Here is a 19,228-nt window from a genome sequence, read left to right as displayed (position 1 = left end):
TTTTATTTTCATTTCAGTCTTGGTCACAGTCAGATCAAAAAATGTGGCTTCAAAAGAATAAATATGATTCGGCTATTTCTTATTTTGATAAAAATGAATTTGCTGCAGCGGCAGACTTTTTTTTATTTGCTTATAAAATAAAACCAGATTCTGAATTAGGGAAAATTTCTAAAAATAAATTTGATTCGTTAAAACCAGTTATCAGAAAAAAACTAATCGATAAATTGGTTGGAACATGGAAAATGAACGGAAATATTCCGAGTTGGTCACATAGGAATTTAAAAAGTGATAAGATTGAAAATGAGTTGATGATTATTGATGCCGATAAAATTTCGTATTATTTACAGAATAAGAGTACGAAAGAAATGAAATTGATTAAAACAGAAGAGATTATTTTTTATGATTCTTTTGAAAAAAACAATCACATAACAGAAATGTTGACTTCGGATAAGCGATTATGGAGTTATTATATAGATGAATATTCAAAAAATCTCAGAGCTATTAATACTGGAAAAATAACAGATTCGGGTAAAGCTAAAATTGATTTAGATAATGAAGAAATATATTATGAGCGAATCAATCAGGATACAAAATAAACGATAGTATTTTAAACCGTCTTAATCCATTTGGAATAAGACGGTTTTTTTATTCAGTAAAAAAAAAGAGTTGTAAGCTGTTTTATTTGAGTGATTTAAGATAATTATTTGGTTAAAGTATAAGATAATAGAATAAATTTGAAGAATAATTGTAACAACTTTATGCTATTCATAACTAATCAAGAATACTATTGATAATCATCAAAAATAACCAACTATGAAAAGAAAAATATCTCAATTACTGCTATTTGCATTTATAGGTATGGTACAATATAGTTTTGCACAAGAACTATATATGCCAAGAAATATAAAAGAAGCTTACGCAAAAGGAACTCGTTCTATGGATGGGAAACCTGGGAAAAACTATTGGCAGAATCATGGAAAATATACAATTGATATAACAGTAAATGCTGATACTAAAATTGTAAGCGGTACAGAAACTATTATTTACGAAAACAATAGTAATGATACATTGCAGAATTTACCAATTAGGTTTGTAAATAATCTTCATAAACCATCTTCGCCAAGAAGCGGAGACGTTAGTAATGATTTCTTGAGTGATGGATTAACAATTACATCTTTAAAAATAGAAGGAGAAATATATAAAGAAGATGGAAGAAGTTGGGGAACAGTAGGGAATGTAAAAATGAATAAGCCAATGCTTCCTCGTTCTAAAATCACAATTAATATCGATTGGAACTATCCTTTATCTAAAGAAAGCGGGAGAGAAGGACAAATAGATAATACAACATTCTTTGTTGCATATAGTTATCCTCGTGTTACAGTTTTTGATGATTACAACAATTGGGATAGATTGCCACATACTGATCGTCAGGAATTTTACAATGATTTTAATGATTATGTATATTCAGTAAAAGCACCCAAAAATTATGTGGTTTACGGAACAGGAGATTTATTAAATCCTGATGAGGTTTTGCAACCAGAATTTTCGGCACGATTAAAAAAATCATATACTACAGATGAGATTTTGCATATAGCAAATGAACAAGAAATGAAAAGCGGTTCTGTTACCAAACAAAACGATTGGAATATCTGGAAATTTGAAGCCAAAAATATCTCAGATGTATGTTTCGGTTTAAGTGATCATTATTTATGGGATGCAAGTAGCGTTGTTGTAGATAAAAAAACAAATCGTCGTGCAAGCGTTCAGGCGGCTTACGATATAAAAGGAACTGATTTTGTAGTTTCTGTAAAAAATAACAGATATGCGCTGGATTGGTTTTCTAACAATTGGCCAGGAGTTCCATATCCATTTTCTAAAATGACAGCGTTTCAAGGTTTTGCCGATATGGAATACCCAATGATGTGTAATGATTCTCAAATGGGAGATCCTATTTTTGCACAATTGGTACAGGATCATGAAGTAGCGCACACTTATTTCCCTTTTTATATGGGAATAAACGAAACACGTTATGCATTTATGGATGAAGGTTGGGCAACCACATTCGAATATTTAATAGGTATTTCGCAACACGGTAAAGAAGCAGCCGATGAATTTTATAAAAAATTTAGAGTAAATAATTATATAAATGATCCATCTACAGAAGAAGATCAGCCGATAATCTCCATGTCTACACAAGTTTCGGGTGCAGGATATGGAAACAATTCTTATGGTAAAGCATCATTATCCTATATTGCCTTAAAAGATTTACTGGGAGATGATCTTTTTAAGAAATCACTACATGCTTATATGGATAATTGGAATGGTAAACATCCTATTCCGTGGGATTATTTTAATTCATTTAATACAGCTTCGGGTAAAAATCTGAATTGGTTTTTTGATAATTGGTTCTTTACAAATAATTATATTGATATCTCAATTGATAAAGTTGATGTAAAAGCTAAAAATACAGTGGTTTATATTAAAAATAAAGGAGGATTTGCAATCCCTTTTGATGTAAATGTTGTGTATGCAGATGGTACAAAAGAAACATTACATGAAACTCCTGCAACATGGAAAAGTAACCAAAAGAAAACTTCTGTCAATTTTAATACAACCAAAGAAGTAAAATCTGTAACTATAGATGGTGGAATTTTTGTAGATGCAACACCAAAAAATAATACTTGGTCAGTTAAATAATAATTTTGCAATGAGCGTTTTGTAAAATTTTATTTAACACATAGAAACATAGGTTTTGTATTCTCAAAAAAGACGTTTCACTTAATTTAAAATACACAGAGCTATTGGCTATGTGAAAGAAATGTATTTCTTTATACCTTCTTTTTTACACATAAAGTCTATGTTTCTATGTGTTAAAATTTATTATACTCAAAAAGATAATTTTAAGACCAGAAAATAAAAAACCGTCTCTTTCCTTTATAGAATGAGACGGTTTTGTTTTATAATTTTTCTTTTTTATCGGGTAAAAACCAAATGATTTCCTTTAGAAAGATTAGCATCAAATTGATATCCTTCGTAATTAAAACCTTTTAAATCATCAATAGTTTCGGCATTAGTATCTATAATATAACGCACCATCATTCCTCTTGCTTTCTTGGCGAAGAAACTAATTATTTTTAGTTTTCCGTTTTTATAATCTTTAAAGTCAGGAGTAATTACAGGCACTTTTAAAGCCTTAACATCTACAGCCGAGAAATATTCATTACTGGCAAGATTTACAAACAATTCACCTTTTTTAAGTTCCTTGTTTAATGTTTTAGTAACCGTTTCTTTCCAGAATTCATATAGGTTTTTTGCTTCACCAATAGGTAATTTAGTTCCCATTTCTAATCGGTAAGCCTGAATTAAATCCAATGGTTTTAAAATTCCATATAAACCAGATAGGATGCGTAATTTATCTTGCAAAACATCTAGTTTCTCTATCGGAATTGTATAAGCATCTAAACCAGTATATACATCACCATCAAAAGTAAATACAGCTGGGCGTGCATTTTCGGGTGTAAAAGGAGTTTTCCAATCCTGATTGCGTTGCCAGTTTAACTGAGCTAATTTGTCTGAAATATCCATTAATTCAGATAATTCAGCAGGGTTTTTGTGTTTTAAAACTTTATGAACTTGTCTGGCTTCTTTTAGTAAGCTAGCTTCGGTATATTGAGAAGTTGGTAATTCTTTTTCGAAATTTAAAGACTTTGCAGGCGATATAACAATTTTCATTTTCTACTTTTTTGTACAGATTCAAAAGTACAAATTGAAATCAAAAGAATAACAGATACAGATTGATTTGTTTGATACTATCATAAAGACATCATATTGATAGCTGTTTTTTTGCCTCGTGGATAGATTAATTAGTGGGAATTTATATCTGAAAAGTAGTTTGCTATCGATAACGGATAGTTTTTGACGAAATTATGAAGTTGAAAATGCTAAATACTAAAAAAAATACGCTCTAGATTGTAAAAGGCGTACAGTATGTTGTAAATTTGCGCACGGTAAAATTATCAATATATTATTTTACTGTTATTTTATAAAAATTAGAGAATTCGTGGCTAAAAAAACAAATTATAAAGGTGCTTTGCAAAATAAAATCTTCGAAATTATTTCGCAAGCCTCTCAAGAACTTAATGTAGATAGTTACGTAATTGGAGGTTTCGTAAGAGACTTACTTTTAAAACGAGATTTTAAAAAAGATATTGATGTCGTTGCCGTAGGAAGCGGAATCGAATTGGCATTAAAAGTTTCAGAATTACTTCCAAAACAACCCAAAGTACAGGTTTTTAAAACTTACGGAACCGCAATGTTGCGTTTTGAAGATACAGACATTGAATTCGTTGGTGCAAGAAAAGAATCCTATCATTTTGATAGCCGTAATCCTGTTGTAGAAAACGGAACGCTAGAAGATGACCAGAATCGTCGTGACTTTACTATAAATGCATTGGCATTATCTTTAAATCCTGCTACTTTCGGAGATTTGTCAGATCCCTTTGATGGATTGAGTGATTTAGAAAATAAAATTATCAAAACTCCTTTAGATCCAGATATTACTTATTCTGATGATCCATTGCGTATGTTGCGTGCTATTCGTTTTGCAAACCAATTAGGATTTGAAATTGAAGAAAAATCATTGCAGGCAATTACCAAAAACGCAGAGCGAATTAATATTATTTCGGGTGAGCGTATTGTCGATGAATTAAACAAAATCCTTTCTACAGATAAACCTTCAGTTGGGTTTTTATTGTTATTTCAAACAGGACTTCTTGATATTATTTTGCCCGAATTAACGGCATTAAATCAAGTAGAAGAAATAGAAGGACATACACACAAGAATAATTTTTACCACACCTTAGAGGTTGTCGATAATATTTGCCCAAATACTGATGATGTTTGGTTGCGTTGGTCTGCTTTATTGCATGATATTGGGAAAGCTCCAACAAAACGTTTCAGTAAAAAACAAGGATGGACGTTTCACGGACATGAGTTTTTAGGAGGAAAAATGGCCAAGAAGATATTCGAACGTTTGCATATGCCATTAAATCACAAAATGAAATTTGTGCAAAAGATGGTAATAATGAGTTCGCGACCTATTGTTTTATCACAAGATATTGTGACAGATAGCGCCGTTCGTCGTTTGGTTTTTGATGCGGGAGAAGATGTCGAAAATTTAATGATTTTATGTGAAGCCGATATCACCACCAAAAATCCAAGTAAATTCAAGAAATACCATAAGAATTTTGAGGTTGTACGAAAGAAAATCGTTGAGGTAGAAGAGCGTGATCACGTTCGTAATTTTCAGCCACCAATTTCGGGAGAAGAGATTATGGAAATTTATAACCTAAAACCTTCCAGAGAAATAGGAGTTTTAAAAGAAGCCATTAAAGAAGCTATTCTAGAAGGTGAAATTCCAAATGAATATCAAGCGGCTTATGATTTCATGCTCAAAAGAGGAGAAAAGCTTGGATTGGTTAAAGTTGAAAAGGAATAAAGATTCAAAGTAGCAGAGGTTCAAAGGTTTTCTGTAGAGGCGCACAGCAGTGCGTCTTTGTAAAGAAATAAAAAACTTAATATCTCATGCCTTAGCATCTTAGAACCTTAATTAAAATATATTAGAGAATTATTAACCCAAAATTGGAGACTCTGCAACTTTGCGTTTTTGCAATTTTGTACCTCAAAGAAATAAAATGAAAAGAGAAAATAAATCAGTAATCATTTGGCTTTTGTCAGGATGTTTTTTATTGTTTTTAATGGTTGTAGTAGGAGGGATTACCCGACTAACAAACTCTGGATTATCAATGACCGATTGGCATTTGGTAACAGATACTTTTCCGCCTATGAGTGAGGCAAAATGGAATGAAGCTTTTGAGCAATACAAGAAGTTTCCAGAATATCAAAAAATTAATATTCATAATGATTTCCAACTTTCAGATTATAAAATGATTTATTTCTGGGAATGGTTTCACCGCTTTATCGGTCGTATCATTGGTTTGGTTTTCTTTATTCCGTTTGTTTATTTTTTAATAAAGAAGAGATTAGACAGTTCGACAATAAAAAAGTGTATTGTTCTTCTGGCAATGGGAGCTTTTCAGGGTTTCTTGGGATGGTTTATGGTACGAAGCGGATTAATTGATAATCCAGATGTAAGCCATTTTAGACTTTCGCTGCATTTAACTTTTGCTTTTGTAACCTTTGCTTATACATTATGGGTTGCATTAGATTTAATTTATCCTGAAAGAAATAAAATTACCATTAATGTTACCCTTCGTAATATTGCAAGGATTGCCTTGGTTCTCCTTTTAATACAAATTATTTATGGAGGATTTGTAGCAGGTTTAAACGCTGGGTTAATTCACAATCATTGGCCATTAATGAGCGACGGACAATTTATTCATGATTCAGTTTTTATCGAACAATCTACACTTGTGAAAAATTTAATAGAAGGTAAAAGTGGTGTACAGTTTGTACACAGAACATTTGCTTATGTAGTTGTTGCTATTATTCTTTTCTTATATTTTAAAAGCACACAATTTGCTCTTAGCAAAACACAATCAAATGGAATTAAAACCTTAGTTGTCTTTGTGTTTTTACAGTTTATTTTAGGTGTTTTTACACTTTTATATCATGTGCCAATTGCATTAGGTTTGATTCACCAAATAATGGCATTTTTCCTTTTAAGCGCGATGACTTATACTTTACATAGATTAAGTAAGTAATAGCCCAATATTCGATCTCATGAAAAAAGTATATCTATTCCTTTCTCTTGTTTTTGTGTGTTTTGCATATGCTCAAAAGAAACCTCAGCCTTTAGTTATTTTGGATGCAAAAAAAATAGGCTATATGAATGAGGTACAAAATATTTTGGAACCAATAAATCCAAATGATATTTCGACAATGACAGTATATAAAGATGCTAATTCAAAGAAATACGGGTCAGATTCTGGAGTTATTATAATCACCACCAAGAAATTTATTCTGGATACTTTTTATAAAAACAATATCGAAAATTCTCCACTGAAATTAGAAATTCCATCAGCTGAATATCTATCAAAAATAGGAGTTGTATCAGATAAACCAAAGAGTAAGAATCAGACTTATGATGAATTGTTGAGGTATATTGATACAAATACAATCAATAATAAAATTGAAAAAATAGAATCGATAGTTTTTATTAAACCCGCAGATTCTCAGAAATTAAATCCTGATTGGAAATTTGGAGCAATAGAGATTACTCCAGCAGAATAGTTTATAGCTACAAAGGTACAGAGGCTCAAAGTTACAAAGGGTTAAAACTTTGCGAATCTCTTTGTGCTCTTTGCGGTTAATTTTCCTGTCACAGATTAAAAAAATTAGAATCATTATTTATTTGTAATCAATAGATTAATAAATAATATTTTTTTCGTAAATTACACTGACTATATTGTCGCAACTCTTTTGTTTATAATAACATAGATGTCTAAACTTGCAGCACAAGATAAATTTTATGATTTATCAGATTATGGAAGACCTTTTGGAAGGTTTTTTGCGAAAAAGTTACAAAATACACGATTTACACCTATAGATGTAACCTTGCTTTTTGGAATTTCGGGGTTGGTTGCGATTTATTGTATTCTGGAAAAACACTTTTATTGGGCAGGATTTTTTATAATATTAAAATCTATTATTGATGCTGCCGACGGAGAATTAGCACGTATAAAAAATACACCATCCTACACAGGAAGATATCTCGATAGTATATTTGATATTATTTTGAATTTTTTGTTCTTAATAAGTATATGTTACGTTTCTAAAACGACTCTGCCTATTACAATCCTTGCCTTTTTATGCATACAACTACAAGGTACATTATATAACTATTACTATGTGATTCTGCGAAATAAATCGGTAGGAGGAGATAGAACTAGTAAGATTTTTGAAGATAAAATCCCTAAAGCATTACCAGGTGAAAATCAAAAATCGGTCGTTTTTTTGCATCAGGTTTATATTATTGTATATGGACTTTTTGATAAAATAATCCACGCACTTGATAGCGACGCTTATAAGGTTAAAACATTTCCGAACTGGTTTATGACCTTTGTTTCTTTATACGGTTTAGGTTTTCAGTTATTGCTCATCGCACTTATGCTGGCAATGGACGGCATTGAATATATCGCACCTTTTTTCATTGGATATTCTATCTTGATTTTTGTAATGATAGGAATTAGAAAATATTTTTATCCTGTGGCGTAGTAATTTAACCGCAAAGAGCGCAAAGGGATACGCAATCCCGAAGCGTCGGGAGCAAAGTTTTATCCTTTGAACCTTTGTAGCTATGAACCTCTGTACCTTTTAAATCTGTAGCAAGAAAAAACTACCCAATCCAGTTTTTAAAATCAGAAACTTTCTCGCGGCTTACAATTACCTCATCGTCTTTATAAGTAGGTAAAATTATTTTAAGACGTGAATTACTATACAATACAATTTCTTTGATTGCCGGAAGCGGAATAATAAACTTACGGCTTACGCGATAAAAATCTTTTGGGTCAAGTTCTTGTTCCAGAATTTCTAGAGTAGAATCGATTAAGTAATTTCTATTATCTGTAGTATGTAAATAAGTGCCTTTGTTTTCGCTAAAAAAACATTCTACTTCATCAGTTCCTATTACTTTTAAATGCTGTCCAATTTTAACAGTAAACCTCTTTTTATAGATTTTCTCGAATGGATTCGAAAGCATTTTTTTAATTTGCTCAAAATCTATTTCAAGGTTTTGGGTAGTGTTTTCTACTTTTGGCAACCGAGATTTAAATTTAGAAACTGCCACTTCTAAATCATCTTCGTCTATTGGTTTCAAGAGATAATCAATACTATTGAGTTTAAAAGCTTTTAAGGCATATTCATCATAAGCAGTTGTAAAAATGACGGCACTTTTGATATCAATCTTTTCAAAAATTTCAAACGATAATCCATCGGATAACTGAATATCAAGAAATATTAAATCTGGATGTTCGTTTTGCGAAAACCAATCAATTGCCTCTACAACTGAGTGAAGCATTACAGCTACGGGAACATTTATTTTATCAAGCTTACGTTGTAATAACCGCGCGGCTGGCTTTTCGTCTTCTATAATTATTGTTCTCATTTTTTGGTTTGGCAAAAGTTTTGGTTGGTTAAAAGTAGTAGTTAAAATTTAATCAGAAAATATTTTTATCTTTTTATTTAAATGAGAATTATTCCCATTTTTGGTTGGCTTCTTTTTTCATAAATTCTTTTATTTTTCGTTCTTCCCAGTCTATGCTAAAGAATATGTTTCTTCCAAATACTGTAAAAGCATGAATTACCAGACCGATACCCCAAAATATTGCTGTAGAGAATGTTTCCCATCTCCAGAACTCTTCATTACCTATAATACCTCGATTTGCACTAGCGATAAGAATGAATATATTTACCAGAACATATATCATTAAGTGAGAGTAAAAACCCTTTATCCTTTTCATTCTTTTGTATGCTAAATTATAACGTTCGTCATTTGTTATGTTTCCGTCATAATCATCGTAATCTTCAAACATGCGTTTTCTAAATCGTCCCATCTTGATCTAATTTAATGTTATTGCCATTTTTCATTTTTGGATTTTTCTTTATCCATTAATTCTTTTATTTTTTGTTTTTCCCATTCTTTACCAAAAACAGGAAAACAATTAAAAACTTTTAATCCGTGAAATAATACTCCCAATCCCCACCATAATAAGGGCCAATAAAACCATAAATGATTAGGGCTGTAGTTTAAATTAATAAAAAGTAAAATAAGGTTGACTATTATAAATGAAGCCAGATTACTATAGAATCCTTTAATGGCTTCAACTCTTTTTTTAGCTTTTAGATAACGGTCGTCAAATTGATTATTATCTTTCATTATTTCCAGTTTTGTTTGTTCTCTTGTTTTCTTAGAATCTCCTGAATTTTTCTTTCTTCCCAATTAGTACTATATCCAAATACTTTAAAAGCATGCATAAGTAATCCAAATCCCCAACCTAAGGCAGAGAACCAAAACCATTGAAATCCTGGTGAAAACTGTAAGTTTATAAAAATTAGAAAAGGGATTACACAACAATAGGAAATCAAGTTTCCATAAAAACCTTTAAGTTGTTCCACTCTTTTTTTTGCTCTGTAATAAGCACTATTTTCGCTATAATCGGATGTTGTTTCCATAACAGTAATTTGTTTTGTTAAAATTGGTATTCTAACGGTAAATGTTGCTGCATTTTGCTCAATCAATACTTTTCGATTGGTAATAATGCCGTAGCGGTTTACAATATTTTGCAATCCTACACCTTGGCGGTCTTGCAATACTTCTTTCTTTTGAAAATCATTTTGAACGACTAAATAATCTTTCTCAATGAATATCCGAATATGTAACGGTCTCTGTTCACTTACCACATTATGTTTTACCGTGTTTTCTAGTAAAAGTTGTAAGGATAGCGGAACTACTTTTGCTTCTGGATTAATATCTTTAGTTGGTAGTTCATAAAACAAACTGTTCTCAAAACGCATTTTTAACAAATTCATATACGTTTTGGCAAAAACCAATTCATCTTCTACCGATACCAGTTCTTTGTCTTTTTGTTCTAAAACGTAACGATAAATTTTAGACAATGATGTCGTAAAACGTTGCGCATTATCTGGGTTTTCTTCTATCAGAGAACTTAGTACATTTAAACTATTAAAAAGAAAATGGGGATCGATTTGATTCTTTAAGCTTTCGAATTTTGCAGAAGCTGTTCCCGCAATAATTTTCTGTTCCTTAACTCTATTTTCATTATATAATTTGTAAAAATAAAAGGCGTATAATGATAAGGTTATAAAAAAAGTAATAATAATAGAACCGATATAATTGGAGAGGTTTTCATTTGTTAAGAAAACTTCAAAAGACTTTTTATTGATAATAACCTCTTCTAGAATTCGAAGTAAAAAAATTACAAATAAAGTGACTAGAAAAGAGCCAATAAAACCAATTATTATCCTTTTTGCTGAGAATCTGTTTTTTTCAAATACTACATCTAAATAACTGAATAAGGTTGTGTTTGCAATATATAATGAGAGCGTATAAAGAAAGGTAAACAGAAAGTAAATGAACAATTGTAAATCAAAATGAATAGTTTGACCAGATAGGAAACCTATAAATTGAACAACTACAAAAATTGCAATTGATAAGTACAGTACTCTGGGGAAGTCTTTATATATTTTATTCATTTTGTTTTTTTAATAAATTTGGAAGGAAGAATAGCGAACAGATTAACTTCCTTCCCAATATTTTATTTACAAGTTTTTTGAACTTCAAGAGCTCTGTCTAAACCCCATTTTGGAGAAAAAGGAGTTTCAGGTTTAAAAGTAGCAAAAAGTCCGATAGCTTTTTCAACCTGAGCACACAAAGGTTTCGTGTCAACTCCTGTCCATTTTGCACCACCCAATTGAAAATCGGCTTTGCCAAAAACAACTCTAGGATTATCTGGAGCCAATGCTTCAGCTTTGTTATATGTTTCCATCGTTTTAGCCGAATATTTCATTCCGTTAGTCATAGGATCAGCTACAACCCAAGCAGTGTAAATTAAAGCTTGTAAAACGTAAAGTTCCGCATTGTTTTGATTTTTTATCATTTCGATATTCAATGCATTTTGCGCTTTTGTAAGTAATAAATCTATTTGTGTTTTATCTTGAGTTTTAAAAGCCGATGTTGTATTTACTAATGCAACATAATAATTAGGTAACCAGCTTGTTTTTTCGGCAGCAGCGATTCTTTCAAACAAATCTGATGCTTCCGTATTTTTTCCTTCTTTCCAAAGCCCAAAAGCTTTTCCCATTCCTTGTTCAAATTGAGTTTGAGCAGATAAAAAACTGCAAATAAATAATGTAATCGCGGTAATAAATTTTGTCATGATTTCTTGTTTTAAGGTTTAGTTATTTTTTGATGATTGAAACGTTTGTTAATTTATACTTCAAAAGTATTATAGAATTTATTCTCTTTAAATTTTATGTTACTGAGTTGTTGATTTTTAGGGATGAGTTGTTTGAGGAAGGTTCAAAGGTTTTTTAAAAGAGGTTCAAAGGTTCAAAGGTTTTCTTTAAGGTTCTAAGTGGCTAAGGTTCTGAGGTACTGAGTTTTTTTAGATTCTGAGAAACTTAGTTACTTAGTTTCTCAGAACCTCAGAACCTCTTCTAAACAATATTGGTAAAACCTTTGAACCTTTGTCACTCAGAACCTCAGTACCTTTCCTCTAAAGATTCTTCAACTGATTCTCATTTTTATTATCACTAATAGTCCAGAAGAAACCAATAAAGAAAAAACGGTCTGCTGTAGGCGTTACGGCTTGTCGGTTATATACTCCGGTTGCATCGGGATTTTTGGCATAATCGTATCCAAATACATTTTGAGTTCCTAATACATTCGAAACCGAGAAGTATAAAATCTTTTGAGTGGTTAATAAATACGCCCAGCTAAGACTTAAACTATTGTATGATTTTGTTTTTCCGTTCATGAATTTTGTTTCATTTGGGTTGTTGTAAGGTCTTCCTGTGCTAAAACTGTTTGTTAAGCCAACTTGCGATTTCCAATCGGTAATAAAATATTTAGTTACAACCGATAAGTTTTGGTCGGCAACAAAATCGGGAGTTACACTAGTTGGGAAATTTTTATAATCTCTTTTGGTGTCAATGTAGGAGTAGGAAATCCAGTATTCCAGATTTTTGTATAATTTACTATCTCTCCAGAATATATCGATTCCTTTAGCATAACCAGAACCATTGTTATTAAAAACCGAATTGTATTGAATGTTTTGCGTGTCGTATTTTACCAGATTGCTGTAATCTTTGTAATAGGCTTCGGCTCTAAAAGTGCGTCCTGTTTTATTGTATTGAAAGTTTAAAATATAATGCGCTGCTTTTTCGCTTTCAAACTGATGGTATTTTGAATATTTGATGTAATCAACAACTGGAGTTTGTGTAAAGTCTCCATAAGCAAGTGAAAACTGACTGTTTTTTGCCACTTTATATCCTAATGAAATTCTTGGAGCTAATGCAGTTTCATCAAGTAAACTGTTGTTAGAAGCTCTAAGTCCAACTTTTGCAGCTAGTTTGCTAGAGAACGAAATTTCAGTTTCGGCATAAATAGCAGCAATGTTAGAGTCGTAACCATTAGTAATTGTAGGCGTTACATTATCCTGAAAATCTTCGCTGTATTTAGTAATAAAATAATCAGCACCAAATGATAGTTTCACTCTGTTCGAAAGGCTCTTTTTTAATTTTAATTTAAGATGAGCAGCATTTTCATCATCGTTTAAATGATCAATATCAATATCTTTTTTATTGTTGCTATATCCATAACTCAATCCCGAAGTAATTTGCCAGTTACTACCAAATGTTCCATTATATACCGTGTTTAAGTAAAAGTTGTTGTTTACTAAATTGACTCTTATTTTATCTTCAAAATTGATGTTTTTCTGGTTAAGGTCGATTTTTTCGGTATCAAAAGCGGCATATAATTTCAGAGTTCCGTTAGCAAAATGGTAACGATATACACTTTCTCCAGATATAGATTGATAGGGTTGGTTCCAATCGACATCTTGTTTTATAACCGCCTGATAAGGTGCCAGATTGATGTAGCTCACATTTACGCTTAAAGAGCTTTTATCCCATTTTTTTGTATGTCCAACTCCTAATCCTACAGTCATCATAGCGATGTCTGTTTTATTTTGGTCAGGTTCATCCTGAGTATTTAGTAATAATACACTAGATAAAGCTTCGCCATATTCAGCCGAATAACCTCCTGTAGAAAAAGCAATTCCGCTAAATAAGAAAGGAGAAAAACGACCACGAGTAGGTAAGTTCTGAACCGTTGCGCCATAAGGCTGAGAAACTCTAATACCATCAACAAATGTTTGTGTTTCGTTGGCTTCTCCACCACGAACGAATAAACGCCCATCTTCGCCCACACTTTGAGTTCCCGGTAAGGTTTGTAGAGCAGCAATAATATTTCCTGCAGAACCAGCAGTGGTAACAATGTCCAGAGGTTTTAAAACCGAAACCCTGGCTTTATCGCCAGATTCCATAGTTCCGGCAGTAATAACAACGGCATCTAATGAATTTACGTTTTCCTTTAGCTTTATAATTTGATTTTTAAAATTGGCAGGATCTATTGATGTAGTTGACGTTTCATAAATTAAAAAACTTACTATTAATATTTGATTTCCTGAAGTTTCGGTTGTAAATGAAAACTCTCCATTTTCGGCACTTGTAGCACCATCGTAAGTACCATCTATATATATGTTTGCCCCAGCGATTGGCTTTCCTTTTCCGTCAACTACTTTTCCCGAAAGTGTATTTTGGGCAAAAATAACTGAACTTATTACTAAAAATAAGATTGTAAAAAGGGATTTGATTTTTAATCCTATTCCGTTTTTATTTAATTCTAGACACTTGGTTTTCATGTTTTTTGATTTTGATGAGACAAATATATTTTGTTAATTTTAACATTAAAATATTAAGTAACCCAATTGTAGAATTTTGAGGATGAGTTGTAAAATACTTATTTGTATCTTAGCTTCTGTATTTCAAAAAACGATTTATTATGTCAGAAAATAAAAGAATTTCAAATCTATATCAGTCTATTTATAATGGAAATCCTTGGCTAGAAGTTAATTTAGCAAATACATTAAAAGATGTAAGTGCAGATCAGGCATACAGGAAAATAAATCCTAATTTAAATACGATTTGGGAAATTGTCAATCATCTTATACAATGGAGAAGAAACATTTTAAGACGCGTTCAGGGAGAAACAGTCACTACTCCTGATCATAATTATTTTGTACCTGTTTTAGATTCATCTGAAGCAGCTTGGGAGCAATCACTTCAAAGTCTGGCAAAATCGCAAGAATTATGGAATTCATTTTTAGATGATTTAGATGATGCCGATTTAGATAAAATATATGTCAATAATAATCATACCTATTATGAGCATATTCATGGAATCATTCAGCATGACGTTTATCATTTAGGTCAAATTGTTATTCTTAAAAAAATGCTCAAAACGTTATAATCCACTTTATGAAAAAAGCAATAGTATTACTCGTGTTTTTATTTATGAATGTTATCGTATTTTCGCAGGAAACGGAAGTTAAGTTTGATGAGAATTTAGCAAAATCCCTTAACGCGGACGATTACGGAATGAAGAAATACGTATTCTGTCTTTTAAAATCAGGAACAAATACAACAGCTTCAAAAGAAGAAACCAAGAAATTATTTGAAGGACATATGGCTAATATTGGCAAATTAGCCAAAGAAGGAAAATTAGTTGTAGCTGGGCCTTTTATGAAGAACGATAAAAATTATAGAGGGATTTATATTTTTAATGTAGCAACTATCGAAGAGGCAAAAGCACTTGTAGCAACAGATCCCGCAATAAATGCAAATTTGCTTGAAGCCGAATTAATACCTTGGTACGCAACTGCAGCTTTGCAGGAAACATTAAAGATTCATGAAAAAATCGCCAAGAAAAAAATGTAATACTATTTATGAAAAATGAAAAAGAAAAAATGATTGCAGGAGATTACTACTTAGCTGGTGATTCAATTTTAGTAAAAGATCGTAGAAGAGCTAAAAATTTACTGCATCGTTTAAATGTAACAGAATACCGTTTGACTAAAAAAGCCAAACTAATTTTAGAAGAATTAATCCCCAATACAGGTAAGAGTTTTTATATAGAACCACCGTTTCATTGCGATTATGGATACAATATTACTTGTGGCGATAATGTTTACTTTAATGTAAATTGTGTTGTTCTGGATTGTGCTCCGGTAACTATAGGGTCGAATGTGTTTTTTGCACCCAATGTTCAAATTTATACGGCTACACATCCGCTTGACGCAGAATTAAGAAAAACACTCGAAAATGCGTTGCCAATTTCTATAGGAGATGACTGCTGGATTGGAGGGAACTCTGTAATATGTCCGGGAGTAACCATCGGGAAAGGTTGCGTAATAGGAGCGGGATCGGTTGTTACAAAAAACATTCCTGATAATTCGCTTGCAGTAGGGAATCCGGCAAAAGTTATCCGAAAATTAAATCAAGAATCAGAAAATAATAAATAATGCTTTCATTAAATAAAGTACACCATATCGCTATTATTTGTAGTGATTATAATAAGTCCAAATTGTTTTATACCGAGATTATGGGTTTAACTATAATCAGAGAAATTTACCGCGAAGAACGCCAGTCGTATAAACTTGATTTGGCATTAAATGGAGAGTATATTGTCGAGTTATTTTCGTTCCCAAATCCGCCAGCAAGGACTTCTCGACCAGAAGGAGCAGGCTTACGACATTTGGCTTTTGAGGTGTCTGATCTAGACGAAACAATTGCGTTTTTAGCATCAAAGAATGTCGCTTATGAAGCAATACGAATTGACGAAACTACCCAAAAAAGATTTACTTTTATCGCCGACCCAGATGATTTACCGTTAGAATTTTATGAAAGGTAATTTTCTTACTTTACTGTTAAAAAAATGCAATATTCGTATGTTTTAAATCGAATATGGTTCTGTTTCTCTAAATTTGCAAACCACTTATAAAAAGTGAGTTTAAACTTCAAACTTCTGATGAACAAAACGGCGCAAATCAAAAAGAATCATCAATTTATTAAATTTCGAAAATTAGTTATTGTTTCTGTTTTAATTGGTTTTCTCTCGGCATTTTTAGGAATTTCTCTCAAGAAAATAACGGAGTATTATGAAGAAATATTTTTTCATCAAGCTACGGTAAATCCGATTTTTTATGTGATTTTCCCTGTTTTTGGACTTTCGGTAATTTATTTCTTGCGTCAGTATTTATTCAAGAAAAAAGAAAATAAAGGAATCAAAGAAGTTTTTGAAAGTACCCAGTCGAAATCTAAAAACTTACCTAATTATAAAATTCCATCCCATTTTATTAATGGATTATTGACGGTTATTTTTGGAGGTTCTACAGGAATCGAAGTTTCTACCGTTGTAGCAACAGCAACGATTGGCTCGGTAGCACAACAAAAAGAAAATATCTTTCGCCAATATAAAACCGAATTAATTTGTGCAGGAGTTGCGGCAGGAGTTACGGCATTATTTAGCAGCCCGATTGCGGGGATTTTATTTGCAATCGAAGTAATTTCAAGAAAAGTAACACGAGCTTTTATAATCTCTAATTTAATTGCAGTTTCTATAGCTTTCGGACTAATTACAATTTTAAACGAAGGACCATTATTTGCTGTAAATATTACAACTTGGCATTTAAAGGCGATTCCGTATTTTATCCTTTTAGGTATTCTAGCAGGAATAAATTCAGTTTATTTAACTCGTTGCGTTTTGTTTTTTAAAGGTCAGTTCTCTAAGATAGAAACACATTATTATAAAATCATTTTAGGTTCGATTGTTCTTAGCGTTTCCTTATTTATATTTCCACAACTTTATGGAGAAGGATATCATGCAATAAATGGAATTTTTACAAATTCGGCAATTCCGTTAACACTTACATTAACTTTCACCTTTATCGGGATTTTACTTTTAAAACCTATTGTAACTTCTATAACATTGGCTTCTGGTGGCGACGGAGGTGTTTTTGCACCAAGTCTTTTTATCGGGGCATTTTTGGGATTGCTTTTGGCATCAGTTTTAAATACGTTTTTTAATGCACAAGTAATTCCGTTAAACTTTATGGTAATTGGTATGGCAGCCGTTTTAAGCGCTAGTATTCATGCACCATTTACAGCAATATTCTTAGTTTGCGGGCTAACGAATGATTACACTTTATTTTTGCCAATCTTAGTTGTTTGCTTGATTTCTAAGTACACAGCAAAAATGATTTATCCGCATACAGTTTATACATTTTTACCAAGCATATCAAAATAAAATAATTTATGGGGGGTGTTACCAAAATAAAAAGAAGCTACCGCAAAACAAGATATATACTTTACAAAGAAACTTTAGTTAATTCTAAAGAGATATTCTGGTCATTCTTAGGCTCATTTGTAGGTATCGGATTGATTGCTTATACCCAAACCCAACATTTTACAGGATCAGATTTAGTGTACTTAATTGGTTCGTTTGGAGCTTCGAGTGTTTTGGTTTATGGAGAAGTTAGAAGTCCGTTCTCACAACCTCGTAACCTTGTAGGAGGACATGTTATTTCGGCAATTATAGGAGTAACAGTACAACAACTAGCACCAGATATTATCTGGATTACAGCACCATTGGCAGTATCACTTTCTATTGTTTGTATGCAAGTAACCAAAACATTACATCCACCAGGAGGAGCAACTGCACTTATCGCCGTTACAGGTTCCAGCCAGATAAAAGATTTGGGGTATTGGTATGTTATTTCGCCAGTATTAACAGGAGTTACAGTATTGCTTATTATAGCTTTGATATTTAATAATCTTACTTCATATCGTAAATATCCAAGTCATAATAAATACCATAATACGTATCATAAATTCCGAAGAAGATTAAGCAAGAAAACATCTCCAAATAATTAAAGATCGGTATCGTTGATAACTATTTAGTGTTAAATACTAACAGCGAAAATATAACTTCCGTAATTTTGTGAAACTATGAAATTACGAAGTTTAAATAACGACGACACACCCCTAGAATTTTATATTCCGGATTACTCATCAAAATTAGAAATTCCTTTTTTTGATGTGGGAATTAGCGCGGGATTTCCATCTCCAGCCGATGATTTTATCGAGCTAACGATAGACCTCAACAAAGAATTTATTAAAAATAAAGACACTACTTTTTTTGCCAAAGTAAAAGGGCATTCCATGAAAGATGTCGGAATAAATGATGGTGATTTGTTGATTATTGATAAAAGTTTAGAACCCCAAAATAACAAAATTGCAGTTTGTCAAGTCGATGGTAAATTCACAGTAAAACGTATTAAAATAGAAAAAGATATTGTTTGGCTTATCGCCGAAAATGAAGATTACGAACCTATAAAAGTGACAGCCGAAAATGAACTTTTGATTTGGGGAATTGTAGTTCATTCGATAAAATCTTTTTAATTGTATTGAAATAGAACGCGGATTAAACGGATTTACTCCGTAAAAACGCTGAAAAAAACTGATTTTTTTACAATATTAATAAAATCCGTTTTTTTCAGCGCTTTCGCGATAGCGAATCTGTTTAATCCGCGTGTCATTTATAGGTGTAGTTAAAATCTCCGCAATCCAG

At 31.8% G+C, this 19,228-nt stretch carries 20 protein-coding genes; 13 read left to right on the top strand and 7 right to left on the bottom strand.

Going from position 1 to position 19,228, the window contains the following annotated elements; genetic code table 11:
- Both B8T70_RS02140 and B8T70_RS02135 read left to right on the top strand, forming a co-directional pair.
- Window positions 1–596: hypothetical protein (locus tag B8T70_RS02140; RefSeq protein ID WP_207621515.1), on the top strand; the 596-nt coding region annotated here is incomplete at its 5' end.
- Window positions 597–813: 217 nt separating this feature from the next.
- A complete protein-coding gene (locus B8T70_RS02135; protein WP_086893743.1) occupies window positions 814–2,697 on the top strand; it encodes a M1 family metallopeptidase in 1,884 nt (627 codons plus the stop codon).
- A gap of 276 nt (window positions 2,698–2,973) precedes the next feature.
- On the opposite strand, the gene yaaA is transcribed toward B8T70_RS02135, so the two are convergent.
- On the bottom strand, window positions 2,974–3,732 hold the full coding sequence (gene yaaA, locus B8T70_RS02130; protein WP_086893742.1) for a peroxide stress protein YaaA: 759 nt from the start codon (window positions 3,730–3,732) through the stop codon (window positions 2,974–2,976).
- Window positions 3,733–4,060: 328 nt separating this feature from the next.
- On the opposite strand from yaaA, the gene B8T70_RS02125 reads away from it, so the two are divergent.
- From B8T70_RS02125 to B8T70_RS02110, 4 genes are all read left to right on the top strand, one after another.
- Entirely contained in the window at window positions 4,061–5,497 is a 1,437-nt protein-coding gene (locus B8T70_RS02125) for a CCA tRNA nucleotidyltransferase (protein WP_086893741.1), read from the top strand.
- 196 nt (window positions 5,498–5,693) lie between these two features.
- Window positions 5,694–6,722, top strand: a complete 1,029-nt coding sequence (locus B8T70_RS02120) for a COX15/CtaA family protein (protein WP_035621041.1) — start codon at window positions 5,694–5,696, stop codon at window positions 6,720–6,722.
- A gap of 19 nt (window positions 6,723–6,741) precedes the next feature.
- Window positions 6,742–7,251, top strand: a complete 510-nt coding sequence (locus tag B8T70_RS02115; RefSeq protein WP_086893740.1) for a TonB-dependent receptor — start codon at window positions 6,742–6,744, stop codon at window positions 7,249–7,251.
- 207 nt (window positions 7,252–7,458) lie between these two features.
- Window positions 7,459–8,235 carry a CDP-alcohol phosphatidyltransferase family protein gene (locus tag B8T70_RS02110; protein ID WP_086893739.1) on the top strand — a complete coding sequence of 259 codons (777 nt, stop codon included), beginning with the start codon at window positions 7,459–7,461 and terminating at the stop codon, window positions 8,233–8,235.
- 121 nt (window positions 8,236–8,356) lie between these two features.
- Here B8T70_RS02110 and B8T70_RS02105 read toward each other — a convergent pair whose 3' ends face one another.
- The 6 genes from B8T70_RS02105 to B8T70_RS02080 form a co-directional block, all read right to left on the bottom strand.
- Window positions 8,357–9,124: a LytTR family DNA-binding domain-containing protein gene (locus B8T70_RS02105; RefSeq protein WP_039117809.1), complete on the bottom strand. Its 768-nt coding sequence runs from the start codon at window positions 9,122–9,124 to the stop codon at window positions 8,357–8,359.
- 88 nt (window positions 9,125–9,212) lie between these two features.
- A complete protein-coding gene (locus B8T70_RS02100) occupies window positions 9,213–9,572 on the bottom strand; it encodes a 2TM domain-containing protein (RefSeq protein ID WP_039116007.1) in 360 nt (119 codons plus the stop codon).
- Window positions 9,573–9,589: 17 nt separating this feature from the next.
- Entirely contained in the window at window positions 9,590–9,895 is a 306-nt protein-coding gene (locus B8T70_RS02095) for a 2TM domain-containing protein (protein ID WP_086893746.1), read from the bottom strand.
- The gene (locus tag B8T70_RS02090) at window positions 9,895–11,232 is read right to left on the bottom strand and encodes a 2TM domain-containing protein (protein ID WP_086893738.1); all 1,338 of its coding nucleotides are present in this window, start codon (window positions 11,230–11,232) and stop codon (window positions 9,895–9,897) included. The genes B8T70_RS02095 and B8T70_RS02090 overlap by 1 nt, the downstream gene beginning before the upstream one ends.
- Before the next feature lie 62 nt (window positions 11,233–11,294).
- Entirely contained in the window at window positions 11,295–11,915 is a 621-nt protein-coding gene (locus tag B8T70_RS02085) for a hypothetical protein (protein WP_086893737.1), read from the bottom strand.
- Window positions 11,916–12,254: 339 nt separating this feature from the next.
- Entirely contained in the window at window positions 12,255–14,462 is a 2,208-nt protein-coding gene (locus B8T70_RS02080; RefSeq protein ID WP_086893736.1) for a TonB-dependent receptor, read from the bottom strand.
- Window positions 14,463–14,602: 140 nt separating this feature from the next.
- Here B8T70_RS02080 and B8T70_RS02075 point away from each other — a divergent pair, with 140 nt between their 5' ends.
- The 7 genes from B8T70_RS02075 to B8T70_RS02045 all read left to right on the top strand — a co-directional run bounded on the left by B8T70_RS02075 (window position 14,603) and on the right by B8T70_RS02045 (window position 19,059).
- A complete protein-coding gene (locus B8T70_RS02075) occupies window positions 14,603–15,070 on the top strand; it encodes a DinB family protein (protein WP_086893735.1) in 468 nt (155 codons plus the stop codon).
- Between the two features lie 8 nt (window positions 15,071–15,078).
- A complete protein-coding gene (locus tag B8T70_RS02070) occupies window positions 15,079–15,537 on the top strand; it encodes a YciI family protein (RefSeq protein ID WP_039116002.1) in 459 nt (152 codons plus the stop codon).
- 8 nt (window positions 15,538–15,545) lie between these two features.
- On the top strand, window positions 15,546–16,121 hold the full coding sequence (locus B8T70_RS02065; protein ID WP_086893734.1) for a sugar O-acetyltransferase: 576 nt from the start codon (window positions 15,546–15,548) through the stop codon (window positions 16,119–16,121).
- Window positions 16,121–16,510, top strand: a complete 390-nt coding sequence (locus B8T70_RS02060; RefSeq protein ID WP_039116000.1) for a VOC family protein — start codon at window positions 16,121–16,123, stop codon at window positions 16,508–16,510. Before B8T70_RS02065 ends, B8T70_RS02060 begins: the two co-directional genes overlap by 1 nt.
- 117 nt (window positions 16,511–16,627) lie before the next feature.
- Entirely contained in the window at window positions 16,628–17,905 is a 1,278-nt protein-coding gene (locus B8T70_RS02055; protein ID WP_052259557.1) for a chloride channel protein, read from the top strand.
- 8 nt (window positions 17,906–17,913) lie between these two features.
- Window positions 17,914–18,531 carry an HPP family protein gene (locus B8T70_RS02050; protein WP_039115999.1) on the top strand — a complete coding sequence of 206 codons (618 nt, stop codon included), beginning with the start codon at window positions 17,914–17,916 and terminating at the stop codon, window positions 18,529–18,531.
- A 75-nt stretch (window positions 18,532–18,606) separates the two neighbouring features.
- Window positions 18,607–19,059, top strand: coding sequence for a LexA family transcriptional regulator (locus tag B8T70_RS02045; protein ID WP_039115998.1), 453 nt, complete (start codon window positions 18,607–18,609; stop codon window positions 19,057–19,059).
- Window positions 19,060–19,228 lie beyond the last annotated feature (169 nt).

Source organism: Flavobacterium sp. AJR (assembly GCF_002156885.1).
In the GTDB taxonomy this organism is placed as follows: Bacteria; Bacteroidota; Bacteroidia; order Flavobacteriales; family Flavobacteriaceae; genus Flavobacterium.
This window is presented reverse-complemented; position numbering and strand designations above follow the sequence as displayed.

Coding starts and splice junctions, on each gene's coding strand:
- B8T70_RS02135 (WP_086893743.1), top strand. CDS start 814: ATGAAAAGAAAAATATCTCAATTACTGCTATTTGCATTTATAGGTATG.
- yaaA (WP_086893742.1), bottom strand. CDS start 3,732: ATGAAAATTGTTATATCGCCTGCAAAGTCTTTAAATTTCGAAAAAGAA.
- B8T70_RS02120 (WP_035621041.1), top strand. CDS start 5,694: ATGAAAAGAGAAAATAAATCAGTAATCATTTGGCTTTTGTCAGGATGT.
- B8T70_RS02115 (WP_086893740.1), top strand. CDS start 6,742: ATGAAAAAAGTATATCTATTCCTTTCTCTTGTTTTTGTGTGTTTTGCA.
- B8T70_RS02110 (WP_086893739.1), top strand. CDS start 7,459: ATGTCTAAACTTGCAGCACAAGATAAATTTTATGATTTATCAGATTAT.
- B8T70_RS02105 (WP_039117809.1), bottom strand. CDS start 9,124: ATGAGAACAATAATTATAGAAGACGAAAAGCCAGCCGCGCGGTTATTA.
- B8T70_RS02100 (WP_039116007.1), bottom strand. CDS start 9,572: ATGGGACGATTTAGAAAACGCATGTTTGAAGATTACGATGATTATGAC.
- B8T70_RS02095 (WP_086893746.1), bottom strand. CDS start 9,895: ATGAAAGATAATAATCAATTTGACGACCGTTATCTAAAAGCTAAAAAA.
- B8T70_RS02090 (WP_086893738.1), bottom strand. CDS start 11,232: ATGAATAAAATATATAAAGACTTCCCCAGAGTACTGTACTTATCAATT.
- B8T70_RS02085 (WP_086893737.1), bottom strand. CDS start 11,915: ATGACAAAATTTATTACCGCGATTACATTATTTATTTGCAGTTTTTTA.
- B8T70_RS02080 (WP_086893736.1), bottom strand. CDS start 14,462: ATGAAAACCAAGTGTCTAGAATTAAATAAAAACGGAATAGGATTAAAA.
- B8T70_RS02075 (WP_086893735.1), top strand. CDS start 14,603: ATGTCAGAAAATAAAAGAATTTCAAATCTATATCAGTCTATTTATAAT.
- B8T70_RS02070 (WP_039116002.1), top strand. CDS start 15,079: ATGAAAAAAGCAATAGTATTACTCGTGTTTTTATTTATGAATGTTATC.
- B8T70_RS02065 (WP_086893734.1), top strand. CDS start 15,546: ATGAAAAATGAAAAAGAAAAAATGATTGCAGGAGATTACTACTTAGCT.
- B8T70_RS02060 (WP_039116000.1), top strand. CDS start 16,121: ATGCTTTCATTAAATAAAGTACACCATATCGCTATTATTTGTAGTGAT.
- B8T70_RS02055 (WP_052259557.1), top strand. CDS start 16,628: ATGAACAAAACGGCGCAAATCAAAAAGAATCATCAATTTATTAAATTT.
- B8T70_RS02050 (WP_039115999.1), top strand. CDS start 17,914: ATGGGGGGTGTTACCAAAATAAAAAGAAGCTACCGCAAAACAAGATAT.
- B8T70_RS02045 (WP_039115998.1), top strand. CDS start 18,607: ATGAAATTACGAAGTTTAAATAACGACGACACACCCCTAGAATTTTAT.